14 protein-coding genes are annotated in these 13,526 nt (G+C 62.6%); 3 read left to right on the forward strand and 11 right to left on the reverse strand.

The window, feature by feature from the left end:
• The first annotated feature begins 12 nt into the window (after positions 1-12).
• Together gcvPA and gcvPB are read left to right on the forward strand one after the other, a co-directional pair.
• Positions 13-1,374, forward strand: coding sequence for an aminomethyl-transferring glycine dehydrogenase subunit GcvPA (gcvPA, locus tag ACUJ47_RS11405; protein ID WP_445538514.1), 1,362 nt, complete (start codon positions 13-15; stop codon positions 1,372-1,374).
• On the forward strand, positions 1,371-2,948 hold the full coding sequence (gene gcvPB, locus ACUJ47_RS11410) for an aminomethyl-transferring glycine dehydrogenase subunit GcvPB (RefSeq protein WP_445538515.1): 1,578 nt from the start codon (positions 1,371-1,373) through the stop codon (positions 2,946-2,948). Before gcvPA ends, gcvPB begins: the two co-directional genes overlap by 4 nt.
• Positions 2,949-2,963: 15 nt before the next feature.
• Here gcvPB and ACUJ47_RS11415 read toward each other — a convergent pair whose 3' ends face one another.
• Positions 2,964-4,265: a lipopolysaccharide biosynthesis protein gene (locus tag ACUJ47_RS11415; RefSeq protein WP_445538516.1), complete on the reverse strand. Its 1,302-nt coding sequence runs from the start codon at positions 4,263-4,265 to the stop codon at positions 2,964-2,966.
• 16 nt (positions 4,266-4,281) lie between these two features.
• Positions 4,282-5,076 (reverse strand): NTP transferase domain-containing protein, encoded by a 795-nt coding sequence (locus ACUJ47_RS11420; protein WP_445538517.1) that lies wholly within the window; start codon positions 5,074-5,076, stop codon positions 4,282-4,284.
• A 76-nt stretch (positions 5,077-5,152) separates the two neighbouring features.
• Here ACUJ47_RS11420 and ACUJ47_RS11425 point away from each other — a divergent pair, with 76 nt between their 5' ends.
• Entirely contained in the window at positions 5,153-5,878 is a 726-nt protein-coding gene (locus ACUJ47_RS11425) for an Nmad3 family putative nucleotide modification protein (protein ID WP_445538518.1), read from the forward strand.
• On the opposite strand, the gene mmsB is transcribed toward ACUJ47_RS11425, so the two are convergent.
• From mmsB to ACUJ47_RS11470, 9 genes are all read right to left on the reverse strand, one after another.
• Positions 5,865-6,731 carry a 3-hydroxyisobutyrate dehydrogenase gene (gene mmsB / locus ACUJ47_RS11430; RefSeq protein WP_445538519.1) on the reverse strand — a complete coding sequence of 289 codons (867 nt, stop codon included), beginning with the start codon at positions 6,729-6,731 and terminating at the stop codon, positions 5,865-5,867. The two genes, ACUJ47_RS11425 and mmsB, sit on opposite strands and share 14 nt — an antisense overlap.
• Positions 6,731-7,078, reverse strand: a complete 348-nt coding sequence (locus tag ACUJ47_RS11435; RefSeq protein WP_445538520.1) for a hypothetical protein — start codon at positions 7,076-7,078, stop codon at positions 6,731-6,733. The genes mmsB and ACUJ47_RS11435 overlap by 1 nt, the downstream gene beginning before the upstream one ends.
• Position 7,079: 1 nt before the next feature.
• Positions 7,080-7,874 (reverse strand): enoyl-CoA hydratase-related protein, encoded by a 795-nt coding sequence (locus ACUJ47_RS11440; RefSeq protein ID WP_445538521.1) that lies wholly within the window; start codon positions 7,872-7,874, stop codon positions 7,080-7,082.
• Positions 7,871-8,923 carry an enoyl-CoA hydratase/isomerase family protein gene (locus ACUJ47_RS11445; protein WP_445538893.1) on the reverse strand — a complete coding sequence of 351 codons (1,053 nt, stop codon included), beginning with the start codon at positions 8,921-8,923 and terminating at the stop codon, positions 7,871-7,873. Before ACUJ47_RS11445 ends, ACUJ47_RS11440 begins: the two co-directional genes overlap by 4 nt.
• Positions 8,924-8,925: 2 nt before the next feature.
• Positions 8,926-10,071, reverse strand: coding sequence for an acyl-CoA dehydrogenase family protein (locus tag ACUJ47_RS11450; protein ID WP_445538522.1), 1,146 nt, complete (start codon positions 10,069-10,071; stop codon positions 8,926-8,928).
• Positions 10,068-10,475: a RidA family protein gene (locus ACUJ47_RS11455; RefSeq protein WP_445538523.1), complete on the reverse strand. Its 408-nt coding sequence runs from the start codon at positions 10,473-10,475 to the stop codon at positions 10,068-10,070. The genes ACUJ47_RS11450 and ACUJ47_RS11455 overlap by 4 nt, the downstream gene beginning before the upstream one ends.
• Positions 10,476-10,702: 227 nt before the next feature.
• Positions 10,703-11,353 (reverse strand): PIG-L deacetylase family protein, encoded by a 651-nt coding sequence (locus tag ACUJ47_RS11460; protein ID WP_445538524.1) that lies wholly within the window; start codon positions 11,351-11,353, stop codon positions 10,703-10,705.
• Between the two features lie 8 nt (positions 11,354-11,361).
• Complete coding sequence (locus ACUJ47_RS11465; protein WP_445538525.1) at positions 11,362-12,135, reverse strand: sugar phosphate nucleotidyltransferase; 774 nt, start codon at positions 12,133-12,135, stop codon at positions 11,362-11,364.
• Positions 12,132-13,502 (reverse strand): DUF4910 domain-containing protein, encoded by a 1,371-nt coding sequence (locus tag ACUJ47_RS11470; RefSeq protein WP_445538526.1) that lies wholly within the window; start codon positions 13,500-13,502, stop codon positions 12,132-12,134. Before ACUJ47_RS11470 ends, ACUJ47_RS11465 begins: the two co-directional genes overlap by 4 nt.
• Between the last annotated feature and the right edge of the window lie 24 nt (positions 13,503-13,526).

A 13,526-nucleotide genomic window follows, 5' to 3' on the forward strand; every position in this document is an offset into this window, starting at 1 on the left:
GAATTCGAACCGATGCGCTACCTGCCCCTGACCGATACCGACCGCGGCGAGATGCTTGGCCGGATCGGCGTCTCATCGATCGACGAGCTGTTCGTCGATGTGCCTGCCGAGGCTCGCCTCGACGGTCCGATTGCCGGCCTGCCCATGCATATGAGCGAGATGGCGGTCGAACGGCACATGCGGGCGCTGTCGAACAAGAATTTGGCGGCGGGAGATGCGCCTTTCTTCATCGGGGCAGGGGCCTATCGCCACCATATCCCGGCGAGCGTCGACCACATCATCCAGCGCGGCGAATTCCTCACTTCCTACACGCCCTACCAGCCCGAAATCGCGCAGGGCACGCTGCAGATGCTGTTCGAGTTCCAGACGCAGGTCGCGCGGCTCTATGGCTGCGCGGTCGCCAATGCTTCGCTTTACGACGGTTCGACCGCGTGCTGGGAAGCGGTGGCGATGGCGGCGCGCATCACCCGGCGCAAGAAGGCGGTGCTTTCCGGCGCGCTGCACCCGCACTACGCCGAAGTGGTCCGGACCATGGCGAAATTCACCGGCGACGAAATTGCCGATGCCGAGCCTGCGATCCAGCCCACGCCCGACAATGACGGCCTGATCGCGCGGATCGACGAGAACACCAGCTGCGTGGTGGTGCAATATCCCGACATACTGGGCCGCATCGCCGATCTTTCCGAGATCGCCGAAGCGGCACACGCCAAGGGCGCGCTATTGGTGGTGGTCAATACCGAGCCGGTGGCGCTGGGCGCGATCAAGTCGCCCGGCGAGTTGGGCGCGGATATCGTGGTGGGCGAAGGCCAGTCGATCGGCGTGGGGCTGCAGTTCGGCGGGCCCTATCTCGGCCTGTTCGCGGTGCGCGATCCCAAGCATGTGCGACAGATGCCGGGGCGGCTCTGTGGCGAGACGGTGGATGCCGAGGGCAAGCGCGGCTTCGTGCTGACGCTTTCGACCCGCGAGCAGCATATTCGCCGCGAGAAGGCGACGAGCAATATCTGCACCAATGCCGGGCTGTGCGCGCTGGCTTTCAATGTCCACATGACCCTGCTTGGCGAGAAGGGCTTGCGACAACTCTCGGCGGAGAACCACCGGCTGGCCTGCCTCGCGGCCGAGCGGCTGGCGCAAGTGCCCGGAGTGCGCGTGCTCAACCAGAGCTTCTTCAACGAATTCACTCTGATGATCGGGCAGGACGCGCGCGCCGCAGTCCATAGGCTGGTGGAGAAGGGCGTGCTCGGCGGCGTGTCGCTGGGGCGGCTCTATCCGGGTGTCGATCGCCTCGCCGAAGGCCTGCTGGTGGCCGTGACTGAAACCACCACTGAAGGGGATATCGAGGCGCTTGCCTCTGCACTCGAGGAGGTGCTGGCATGAGCGCGCCCAACGCATCGGGCTGGAAGCCCGAAATGACCGCGGCATCGGAAGACGGGCTTCACAGCGGCCCTGTCACCGCAACCGGCAACCGCGCGCTGATGCTCGAGGAGCCGCTGCTGTTCGAAATCGGCCGTGCGGATGTGACCGGCGTCGACCTGCCCGAACCGGCGGCGGGCGCGCCCAACCGCCTCGGCGGGCTCGATCGCGCGGAACCGATCGGCCTTCTTGGCCTGACCGAACCCGAAACGGTGCGCCATTACACGCGCCTCAGCCGCCAGAACTATGCGATCGACCTGGGCCTGTTCCCGCTCGGCAGCTGCACGATGAAGCACAACCCGCGCCTCAATGAAAAGGTCGCGCGTATGCCCGGCTTCGCCGATGTCCATCCGCTGCAACCGCAGGAAACGGTGCGCGGCGCCTATGAAGTGATCAACGAGCTGGCCGAATGGCTGATCAGGCTCACCGGCATGCACGGCGTGGCGATGAGCCCCAAGGCGGGCGCGCATGGCGAGTTGTGCGGGATCCTGTGCATCCGCGCTGCGCTCGAAGCGCGCGGCGATGCGCGCGAAGTGATCCTCGTGCCCGAGAGCGCACACGGCACCAATCCTGCCACTGCAGCCTTTGCCGGCTACCGCGTCGAGGACATTCCCGCGACTGCGGACGGGCGCGTCGATCTCGAAGCGCTTAAGGCGCGGCTCGGTCCAGACGTGGCGGCGGTGATGATCACCAATCCCAACACTTGCGGGCTGTTCGAACGCGAGATGAAGGAAATCTCGGACGCGGTCCATGCCGCGGGCGGCTTCGTCTATTGCGACGGGGCAAACTTCAACGCCATCGTCGGCAAGGTTCGCCCCGGCGACCTTGGCGTCGATGCCATGCACATCAACCTCCACAAGACCTTCTCGACCCCGCATGGCGGGGGCGGGCCGGGCTCGGGCCCGGTCGTGCTGTCCGAAGCGCTCAGCCCGTTCGGTCCGCTGCCCTTCACCGCGCGCACCGCCGATGGGGTGGTGCATCTGGTGGAAGAGGATGGCGCGGAGAAGTTTGGCCACACTCAGGCATTCGGCCGGATGGCGGCGTTCCACGGGCAGATGGGCATGTTCACCCGGGCTTTGACCTATATCCTCAGCCACGGAGCCGACGGGCTCAAGCAGGTTGCGGAAGACGCAGTGCTCAACGCCAACTACATCCTGCGCAGCCTTGAGGATCTGCTTGACGCGCCGTTCGGCACGAGCGGCCCCTGCATGCATGAGGCGCTGTTCTCGGACGCGGGTTTCGGCGGGGAGCTGTCGACGCTCGATCTCGCCAAGTCGCTGATCGACGAAGGCTACCATCCGATGACGATGTATTTCCCGCTGGTGGTGCACGGCGCGATGCTGGTCGAACCGACCGAGACCGAAAGCAAAGCCTCGCTCGACCAGTTTATCGGTGCGTTCCGCAGCGTGGCCGAGCGTGCCAAGGCGGGTGACGTGCGCATGAAGCAGGCACCCTATTACGCGCCGCGGCGCCGCCTCGACGAAACGCTGGCCGCGCGCAAGCCCAAGCTGGCGTGGAGCGACGACGCGGAAGGCTGAGCTTGACGGCCGGCGTCAGTCGCGCTGCGGCACGGGCGCCGGCTGGTCTTCCTTGGGTTGCTGCGGATCGATCGGTTCGACCATGATCCGGATCTGCTGCAAATTGAGCATCGCGACATAGAAGCCGATCACGGCCAGCGAGCTTGAACCCAGCACTGCGAAGGCGGCGCCCTTGGCTCCGTTCCAATCGATTGCAGCGTCGAGCAGGACCAGCGCGAGGATGGTCGGCACGGCCCGCACGATGAAGGCGGTATGCGCCTTGCCGGCGGAGACAAGCAGTGATTCAAGGCTTGCGCCAACCAGTTCGACGGCACCTGCAATGGCCAGGATCACCATTGCCCAATAGAAGCCTTCGAATTCGGGCCCGGCCACGAAATTCAGCCCCCAGCGGCCTGCGAACAGCGCCACGAGCACAGCCATGACGCCGCCGATCAGCGCGATATTGGCCATGCGCCGCGCCATCGCCAGGGCTTCGTCGCGCGCATGGACGAGTTCGGGATAGATCGCCTTGGACACGGTCTGCGCCAACTGCACCAGCGCCTGGCCCAGCTGGCTCGCTACTCGGAAGCCGCCTGCCAAAGCTTCGCCCCCCAGCGAGCCGACCATCAGGATCATGACCTGCTTGCCCGCGACATTGAGGCTGCCCGAAAGATTGGTCGACCACACGAAGCGCCATGCGTCGGGATGCGCGCGCGGGATGCGGCGCAGGCTGATGCGCGACAGGTCGATCCGCTCGGTTCTCCCCGCAACGAACCACAGTGCCAGCGCCACTGAAACTTCGGCTGCGGCCCAGGCCATGATGAAGCCAGCTACTGTTGGCATGAACAGCCAGGCGAGCACGGCACCTGCGGCGCGGATCGCGGGCTGCACCGCTTCGGCGGCGGTCGACGTGCCATATTTGAAATGCAGGCGCAGCAGGCCGGTGGGGGTGCTGCGGATCGACAGCACCGATATAAGGCAATAGCCGAAGGCCAGCCACAGCAGGTCTTCGGGCAAGGGAAGCCAAAGCGGTGCGGTCGAGACCAGCACCGCAGCCGCGATCGTCCCCATGATCACCGACAGCATGTCGAGCGCGATGGCGAAGCCAGTGGCATCTGCCGGGCCATCGCCATTCGCGCCCCAGCGCACCACGAATTGCCAGGTCTGGAAATTGGCGAGGCCGGTAACTGCCTGCCCCAGCGCCACGATCAGCGCGAAATAGCCGAAACCTTCAAGCCCCAGCGTGCGCGTGGCGAGCGCCAGGTACAGCAGGCTCATCACGGCGTTGAAGCCGCGCCCCCCGAGCAGCCAGCCGATGTTCTGGAGCAGGCGTTTCATGGCACGACGGCGGGGCTCAGCCTGCGGCTGCCTCGCGCTTGGCCAGCAGGCGCTCGGTCACTGCAAAGGTCCGCTCATTGTCCACGTCGATCGCGAATTCGCCGTTCGACATTTCGATCGGCACCAGCTTGAAGCCGAACCGACGGGAAACCTGTTCGAACAGCTTCTCCTTGCTGCCCCAGCCGAAATAGAAGCGGATCAGATTGATCACGCCGAATGCCTGCGCGATGCGCTTGGGGAATTTCACGAACTGCCCGCCGCTTCGCATGATTTCTGCCGCCTTCAAGGCCTCCTCGCTGCCCATCCAGAACATGTTGCAGTTGGAAAAGGCGCCGTCCTTGAACTCGTAAAAGCGCTTCTGCCCTTCGGGATCGACCGCGTGGATCTGCTCCTTGCGGGCCAGCGCTGCTGCCGCTCCAGCCTCAGCCGCCAGTGCCTTGTCGATGAATTCAGCATAGCCTTCGGGCGTCACCAGGCAATTGTCGGCGGTGGTGATCAGCAGCGGAAAGGTCGCGCCTTCGGCACCCGAGAACACGCTGTCGACGATGTTGAACTTGCCTTCGCGAAAGTGCAGGCGCCCGCTCGCAAGCAGCGGCGCAACGCTCTGCAACCGGGCGATTTCGTCCTGGTCGTGCGCGACGATGTGGATCGCGCCCACAAGGTCGCAGGCCGCCACGGCCTTCACCACATGTTCGATCATGGGAATGCCGCCCACCGGCACGACGCATTTCTGCGAAACCCCCGCACGCTGGGCGAGCGGATCGTGGATGCCGGAACGCTTCCCGGCCATGATCAGGGCAGTGACTTTCATTACGGCGCGATCCCTAGCCCTTGGTGCATTTTGCGCAAGCCTTGTCATGCGACCTCGCTGCGGGCAGTGCAAGGCCATGCGCATTATCTTCAGCCGCAAGGGTTTCGACAGCGCGGCCGGCGGCGGGCCATCGCCGATCGTCGATGAACGCCCGCTGAGCCTGCCTATCCCCGCAGGCGCTGCCTCTCGCACCAGCTATGGCGAGCTGGGGTTGGGCGTGCATGCGGCCCGGGCGAGCCGGGGCAGGCTGGGTGCGCACGATCTGTGCCATCACGATCCGATGTTCCTTGGGGAACATAGCTGCCTGTTCGGGCAATGCGGCGCGGCGCAGACCCATCTTGAACGGCAGGGGGTGTGCGAGGGCGATGTGTTCCTGTTCTTCGGCCTGTTCCGTGACGTTGAGGGTGGTGAACCGCACCACCGGATATTCGCCTATCTCGAAGTGGAGCAAATGATTCCCCTGTCCGGAGGTGCGCCGCGCGAGCTGGTCGAGCTGGGCCATCCGCATGCGCTTGGGATGCATCACAAGAATGACGTGATCTATCGCGGGCCGGGTCGGGTTGCAGCGCGCGCTTCGGACAATTTGCGGCTGACCGTCCCCGGCGGCCCGGTGACCTTGTGGCAACGGCCCGGCTGGCTGCAGCGCGGCGGGTTGACCTATCACGACCGCGCCGATCGCTGGCAGCGGGGCGGAAAGCTCAGGAGCGTGGCGCGCGGGCAGGAATTCGTCGCCGATATCGGGCGGCGGCAGGCCCCGCGCGACTGGCTCGCGGCGATACTGGACGAGATCAGAGCGTCTTGATGATCGCAGAGAAGTCGAGACCGCCATTCTCGGCGGAGAAAGCTTCGTAAAGCTCTTGCGCGTGTTTGCCGAGCGGGGTGGACGCACCCGAACTCGCAGCAGCTTCCATCGCCAGCTTGAGGTCCTTCAGCATCAGCGCCGTGGCAAAACCACCCTGGTAATTGTTGTCGGCGGGCGTGGTCGGCCCGACGCCGGGTACGGGGCAGTATGAAGTCATCGACCAGTTCTGGCCCGAGCTGACGGACGAAATGTCATAGAAGGTCTGCGGGTCGAGCCCCAGCTTCTGCGCCATGGCAAAGGCCTCGCATGTGCCGATCATGTGGATGCCAAGCAGCATGTTGTTGCAGATCTTGGCGGCCTGGCCATTGCCCGCAGCACCGGCATGGATCACCGCCTTGCCCATCGCCTGGAGTATCGGTTCGGCTCGCTTGAAGGCGCTGTCGGGCCCGCCGACCATGAAGGTCAGCGTACCGGCATTGGCGGCGGCGATCCCGCCTGAAACCGGCGCATCGACCATGTCGTATCCTGCGGCTTCCGCCAGCGAAATGACTTCGCGCGCGGTGGCGACATCGATCGTCGAACAGTCGAGCAGCACCGCGCCTGCGGGCGCATTGCCGATCACGTCATTGGTATAGACCGCCTTCACGATCGCCCCGTTGGGCAGCATGGTGACGACCGCGTCCGCGCCGTCGCAGGCTTCCGCCGCGCTGGCGAAAATTGCGCAGCCATGCTCGCGCGCCGCAGCGACCGCCGCTTCGCTCAAGTCGAACGCGTGAACTTCATGGCCCGCTTTCACGAGGTTCGCGGCCATCCCGCCGCCCATATTGCCGAGGCCGATGAATGCGATTTTCATTACTGGCGATCCTTGTGGTTGGCGCCGAGCAAGATGGCGGCGGTGTCGCCCTCATGCTTCCAGGCGAGGTAGGTGAGATAGGGCAGCAGGAAGCCGGCCCCGCCGAGAAATGCGATCAGCGCCAGGATCAGGCCGGGGACTGAGAAGCCGTTGCGCCATGCGGTCCAGCTGGCGGACAGGAACAGCATCATCATGAAGTCGAGATTGAACTGCCCCGGCCAGGTCCATTCCGCCATGTCGCCGAAGAAATAGGGGAACAGGTTCAAGCCGTAATCCGAGGCGACATAGCCGGTATAGAAGGCGAGGATACCCCAAAAGACCATCAGCAAAAGGTAGAACGGCTTCATATCAGCGCCCTTTCCAGTTTCCTTCGCGCTTCTCGATGAAAGCCGCCATGCCTTCCTGCTTGTCTTCGCTCGCGGTGAGGATCTGGAAGATCCGCCGCTCGACGATCAGCCCCTGGTCGAGGCTGGTTTCGAAAGCTTCGTTGACCATTTCCTTGTTCGCGATCGCGGCCATCGGCGGCATCGAAGCGATGGTGGCGGCGGTCTTGAGCGTCTCCGCGATCAGTTCGTCATGCGGCACCACGCGCGCGACGAGGTTGGCGCGCTCTGCCTCTTCGGCGCCCATCATCCGGCCCGTCAGGCACATTTCCATCGACTTGGACTTGCCGATCGCGCGCGTGAGGCGCTGCGATCCGCCCATGCCCGGTGCGACACCCAGCTTGATTTCGGGCTGGCCGAACTTCGCCTTGTCCGAAGCGATGATGAAGTCCGCCATCATGGCGAGCTCGCACCCGCCGCCGAGTGCGAAGCCGTTGACTGCGGCGATCCACGGCTTGCGGGTCTTCTTCACGATTTCGCTGGTCCAGGGCGCAAAGAAATCGTCCAAGTAGAAATCCGCAGCACGCTTGTCGGACATTTCCTTGATGTCGGCGCCTGCGGCGAAGGCCTTGTCGCCCGATCCGGTCAGCACGGCGCACAGCTGGCTGCCGTCAGCCTGGTAGGCCGCGAAGGCTTCGATCAGTTCGGCAAGCACTTGCGAATTGAGCGCGTTCAATGCCTGCGGCCGGTTGAGCGTGATCAGCGTCACGCCCTTGGTGCCCTGTGCATCGGTTTCGACGGTGATGGTTCCAAAGTTCATAGCGGTTTCCATTCCTCATCGGCGGGGAGCGGGGCGAAGATCTGGTCGATCAGTTCATCGCTCACGCCCTCGGGCGTCGCCGGATCCCATTTGGGGTCATTGGTCTTGTCGACGATCACCGCGCGCACGCCCTCGGCAAAATCGGGCCGGGTCAGCACGCGGCTGGCGATGCGGTATTCCATCCGCATATTGTCGGCAAAATCGGTGAGCTTCGCGCTTTCGGCCAGCTGGCGCAGCGCCACCTTGCAGGTTTGCGGGCTCTTGGTCGAAAGCGTAGCGAGCTCCTTCGCGGCCCATTCGCTGTTGTCGGCCTCAAGGCTGGCAAGGATGTCCTCATAGCGGTCCGAAGCGAAATGCTTGCGGATCGCCGCCGCATTGCCTTCGATCCGCGCTTCGGGCGGATGCACCGACAGCGCCGACAGCACACCGCCCGGCTCATGTCCGTGGACTATGCGTTCCTTCGCCTCGGCCAGCGCATCGTGCGGCAGATAGTGCGTCGCAAGCCCCGCCCAGAGGCATTCGGCGCCATCGAGGCGCGCTCCGGTTAGCGCGAGGAATTGCCCAATCCGCCCCTGCAGGCGCGAGAGGTGCCAGCCGCCGCCAACATCGGGGAACAGGCCGATCCCCGTTTCGGGCATGGCAAATCGAGTGTTCTCGGTCGCAACACGGAATTTGGCGGGTTGGCTGATGCCCACCCCGCCGCCCATGGTGATCCCGTCCATGAAGGCGATCACCGGCTTGGGATAGGTCATCAGCAGGTGGTTGAGCTGGTATTCCTCATAGAAGAACCGCCGGCCGGACACACCGCCATCGTTAAGCGCCGAATTGCGCAGGAAGGCAATGTCACCCCCGGCGCAAAAGCCGCGACCTTCCGAATGGTCGATGATCACGGCTTCGACTGCCGGATCGTCCTTCCACGCCAGCAGCGCCTCGGTCATGGCGTGATCCATCGGCTGGGTCAGTGCATGGAGCGCCTTGGGCCTGTTGAGTGTAAGAAAACCCGCCGCACCGTCGCGGCGGATAATCATCTGTTCGGTTCCCGAATCCATCGTCATTGCCGCAGCAAGTCCCTTCCCACGATCATGCGCATAACCTGGTTGGTGCCTTCGAGGATCGAATGCACGCGCAAATCGCGCCAGAAGCGTTCAATCGGGTAATCCCTGAGATAGCCGTAGCCGCCGAACAGCTGCAGCGCATTGTTGGCGACATTCGATCCGCTGTCGCTCGCCAGCCGCTTGGCCATGGCGGAGAAGCGCGACTTGTCGGGCGCGTTGGCAGTGACCTTGCATGCGGCCATGTACAGCAGCGCCCGCGCCGCCTCGAGCTCGGTCGCCATGTCCGCCAGCATGAACTGAGTGTTCTGGAAATCGGCGATCGGCGTGCCGAATTGCTGGCGTTCCTTGGTATATTTGATCGCTTCGTCGAGGCAGCGCTGCGCCCCGCCGAGCGAACAGGCGCCGATGTTGATCCGCCCGCCATCGAGGCCCGCCATGGCGAAGCGGAAACCTTCGCCTTCGGCGCCGACGCGGTTGGCTACCGGCACGCGCGCATCCTCGAAGATCACCTGCGCGGTGGGGCTGGCGTTCCAGCCCAGCTTCTTCTCCGGCGCGCCGAAGGACACGCCGGGCGTATCCTTGTCGATCACGAGGCAAGTAATGCCCTTCGACTTGTGCTCGCTGGTGCGTACCATGGTGACATAGACGTCGTTCACCCCTCCGCCCGAGATGAACTGCTTCGTCCCGTTGAGCACATAGTGGTCGCCATCGAGGCGCGCTGTGGTCTTGAGCGCGGCCGCGTCGGACCCCGAGCCGGGTTCTGTCAGGCAATAGCTCGCGATCTTTTCCATGGTGACGAGGTCGGGCAGGTACTTCGCCTTCACCTCAGCGCCGCCAAAGGTGTCGATCATCCATGCGGCCATGTTGTGGATCGAGACGAAGGCGCTCGTCGCCGGGCAGCCATAGGCCATCGCTTCCATGATCAGCGCGGCCTCGAGCCGGCCAAGCCCGATCCCGCCCGATTCCTCGGACACGTAGATCGCGCCGAAGCCGAGCTCGGCGGTCTGTTTGATGACGTCGCGCGGGAAGTGGTGCTTCTCGTCCCACTCGGCAGCGAAAGGTGTGATGTTGTCCGCAGTAAACCGCTGCGCCATCTCCTGGATGGCGAGCTGGTCTTCGGAGAGCTCGAATTGGTTGGTCATGTGGTTCCAATAACGGCTTCGGCTTCGATTTCCACCATCCATTCCGGCCTGCAAAGCGCCGCCACGCCGACCATGGTTGCGGCCGGTCGAGCCGCTGCGAAATAGCGCGCGTGGACTGCGCCGATCGCGTCCTGCTGGTCGATATCGGTGAGGAACATGCGGGTGCGAACCACGTCTTCGGCGCTGCCGCCGAGGTGCTCGATCGCACGAACGATCAATTCGCAGCACCGCGCCGCCTGCTCGCTCGCCCCGCCGTGGGTTGTCGTCCCGTCCTCCTCGATCGGCCCGGTTCCGGCAACGAGGATGCGATTGCCTTCGCGCACTGCCCGCGAGAAGCCGAACAGGTCTTCATAGGGCGAACCCGACGAAGCACGCTGCCTTGCATCTGCTGGTGTCTGGCTCATCCGGTCTTCTCCCTTTGCGCGTCCGGCGGTGTTTGCGACTGGTGCAGAACGTGGGCCGCGATAAGGCGTTACCGCGCAGTACGCCAGTCGCGGAAGGCGGATATTCTTGGAGGAGGTTGGCCGCCAACGTCGCTTATTGGCATCCAAACTCGGCCGAATGGATTAATTGGCATCAGGCTGACATCATCCTGACGCGTCCTCATGCACCAAGGCATGATCCGTAGCCGTCAGGTGACGACGACTTTCCTTACGTGAAACGCTTCTGCATAACCCGATGGTGAGCGGCACTCCATCCCGCGAAGCCTGGCAAGAGACCGGAAGGTATCTTCTTCAAACCAGTCCTTGTTTCGCTGGCTGCCATAGTGCTCCATCAGCAATTCGATCTTCCGGTCGAGGGCGGGGAGGTCCAGTTGGATGTAAGTGTTGGGCCGGCCCAGGTCCCCGTCGTATTTCGGGATTTCGTATTCGAGCACCAGCTGGTCGCGCCAGGTTTGCCAGGTAAGCTCATTGACCAGGCGATGATCCTGATGGTGATCGTCGCGCGTATGCGTAAAGATCAGGTCAGGGGCAAACTGACCAGCCAAGTTCCTGAACTCCCGTTTCAGGGCCTCACCATTCCATGGCAGGAAACCGTCAGGAAATTCGTGTACGATTATCTTGCTTTTCACGGTCCCGGCCAGAAAGCTTTGTGCCGACTTTTTGGCTTCTTCCGTGCGCTGGCCGCCTGCTGCACAGACCAGCCAAATTACTTCAACCCGCTCGTATGTATTCAGCAGGCGCAGCATCGCCCCGCCACAGCCGATCTCGATGTCGTCTGCATGAGCGCCGATGCAGAGCACGCGCAATCCGTCTTGCAGGTCCAGTTTGGTGCCGAGCACTGCTTTCCTCAGTCCTTCCAGACCATCCAGGGTGTGTGGTTCTGACGCACCATTTCGTCCAACTGCATCTTGTCCTTGAAGGTATCTGCACAGACCCAAAAACCGTCGTAATTGTAAGTGCAGAGCTGGTTCTGTTCGATCAGGCGACTAAACGGCTCTATCACAAGCTCGTCGCCGTCCTCCATGGCATCGAAAATTTCCTGTTTGAGGACGAAATACCCGCTGTTTATGCGCGTTGATTCCGCCACAGGCGCGATTTCGGTAACGGTTCCTTCGGCATTCGACTTGACCACGTGGAAACTTGACGTCGGTCTCGTCGAGACGAAGCATGCGGTCTTGTCTTGCCGCGCGGCAAACTCCAGGTACTCGGGAAGGGGGAGGTCGGACAGCCCGTCACTGTAGTTGGCCAGAAAGCGTTCCTCGCCGTCGAGATACTTTCTCACTGCTACGAGACGCTCGCCAATGTTCGATTCCAGGCCGGTGTCAGCGAAGGTTATGCTCCAGTCGTCGATATCCTTGCTTGCCAGCTCGATATCCGATCCACCCCGCGTCATCACGAAATCGTTCGACAAGGCCTCCTGATAGTTCAGGAAATATTCCTTGATCGCTTCACCGCGATGGCCGAGGCAAAGAATGAAATCCTTGTGGCCGTAGTGAGCGTAGTACTTCATTACGTGCCACAATAGGGGGCGAGTGCCGATGGGCACCATGGGCTTCGGGATGGTTTGCGAATAGTCCCTCAGGCGCAGGCCCAATCCTCCGCAGAACAAGACGACTTTCATGGTCCCTCCCCCTTCAAAGAAACATCTGAAGCGCGCGCAAATGATGACGACACTGCATCGCCCTCTGGTTCGAGCAATTCGTGCTGTTGCAATAGCTTTGCGGTTGCTGCCAGTAGGTCCAGTGGCAATCCCGATCGCTCGGAAATGTCGGCCAATGAATGTTGGCCATCGCTGAAGCCCAATAGCCAGCGCATGGCATCAAGCTGTTGATCAGGAGAAAGATGTCCCCCAATGGCAGCGTAAAGGCCGCGGCGGCCCAGTTGCGGCTCGCAGTGTGGGTTGCAGCTGCGATAGTAGGTTGCCGATTCAAGTTGCGTGATCACATCGATCAGCACCTCGAAAGAAGTTGCCAGCGAATTTTCCGAAATGAAATCCAGATTGTCTCCGGACGTATGGTACTCGGGATATGTGCCATAGGGCGTTCGTGAAAGCCGACCCGCGGCGATCCCGACTCCCAGCGAATTGTACTGACGCTCATCATAGCCGTCAGGCGAATAATCCAACCGCTTGTGTTCGTGCTTGCCATCGCGCAGCACTCGGAGAATGGCCAGGTCAATCTCCGCGTCACCCTGCCGGGAAGCCTTGTAGCTGAACGGCCCCTTGTCTCCCAATCCGGCAAGCACCAACGCATGGCGTACGCGCGGCCAGACGTGTTCGTTTTGGGCAAGCCATGTGATCGCGCCGATTGTGCCCGGGACGAAAAGCAGGCGATAGCTATAGCGGTGTTCTAATCCCTGCAAATATTGAGCAAGCTTGCGCAACAGGACCATGCCGGACAGGTTGTCATTCGCGAGCGAAGGGTGGCATATGTGGGTCGATAGAAGGACTTCTCGCTCGTCCGTTCCCGGTAGGAAGATTTCGCCGTAACTGAGATGGCCGTATTCGAGCGTTGCATCGATATGCGCCCTGTAGGTTCCCGGCAGCAGCGCCTCGCGTTGTCGGTGCGGCAGGCAAAAGCCCCAATGATCGCTGTAGTAGGACGTCTTGTAGGGGATGGCTTCCGGCCGGTCCGGAAGGCTGTGCAAATGCGGTTGAAGCGCCTCAAGAGTCATTTCAGCATCGATCGGCGTGCTGTAATTCACCACATGCAAGTTGGAATTCGCGAAATCGACCACCCGGTTTCCGTCAGGGCCCTCGAGCCATGCCTCGCGGATGTTCCATTCGCGGGGCACCGTCCAGTCGAACACCGTTGTGCCAGTGGGCACTTCGTGCACTTCCATAGGCAGGCCGTCGCCAAGAAGCCTCAAGGTTTCTCGAACACCGTTGCCCGTAATGGATCGGCATATGGGAAACAGCGCACGAGCCATTGAATGCAACTCGACCCCCACCTGGGACTTTTCCTGATCGTTGCACGCAATTCCAGTCATCAAGCGAAACCTCGCCGATGCTCG

Source organism: Altererythrobacter sp. Z27, from assembly GCF_052683155.1.

Coding starts and splice junctions, on each gene's coding strand:
- gcvPA (WP_445538514.1), top strand. CDS start 13: ATGCGCTACCTGCCCCTGACCGATACCGACCGCGGCGAGATGCTTGGC.
- gcvPB (WP_445538515.1), top strand. CDS start 1,371: ATGAGCGCGCCCAACGCATCGGGCTGGAAGCCCGAAATGACCGCGGCA.
- ACUJ47_RS11415 (WP_445538516.1), bottom strand. CDS start 4,265: ATGAAACGCCTGCTCCAGAACATCGGCTGGCTGCTCGGGGGGCGCGGC.
- ACUJ47_RS11420 (WP_445538517.1), bottom strand. CDS start 5,076: ATGAAAGTCACTGCCCTGATCATGGCCGGGAAGCGTTCCGGCATCCAC.
- ACUJ47_RS11425 (WP_445538518.1), top strand. CDS start 5,153: ATGCGCATTATCTTCAGCCGCAAGGGTTTCGACAGCGCGGCCGGCGGC.
- mmsB (WP_445538519.1), bottom strand. CDS start 6,731: ATGAAAATCGCATTCATCGGCCTCGGCAATATGGGCGGCGGGATGGCC.
- ACUJ47_RS11435 (WP_445538520.1), bottom strand. CDS start 7,078: ATGAAGCCGTTCTACCTTTTGCTGATGGTCTTTTGGGGTATCCTCGCC.
- ACUJ47_RS11440 (WP_445538521.1), bottom strand. CDS start 7,874: ATGAACTTTGGAACCATCACCGTCGAAACCGATGCACAGGGCACCAAG.
- ACUJ47_RS11445 (WP_445538893.1), bottom strand. CDS start 8,923: ATGGATTCGGGAACCGAACAGATGATTATCCGCCGCGACGGTGCGGCG.
- ACUJ47_RS11450 (WP_445538522.1), bottom strand. CDS start 10,071: ATGACCAACCAATTCGAGCTCTCCGAAGACCAGCTCGCCATCCAGGAG.
- ACUJ47_RS11455 (WP_445538523.1), bottom strand. CDS start 10,475: ATGAGCCAGACACCAGCAGATGCAAGGCAGCGTGCTTCGTCGGGTTCG.
- ACUJ47_RS11465 (WP_445538525.1), bottom strand. CDS start 12,135: ATGAAAGTCGTCTTGTTCTGCGGAGGATTGGGCCTGCGCCTGAGGGAC.
- ACUJ47_RS11470 (WP_445538526.1), bottom strand. CDS start 13,502: ATGACTGGAATTGCGTGCAACGATCAGGAAAAGTCCCAGGTGGGGGTC.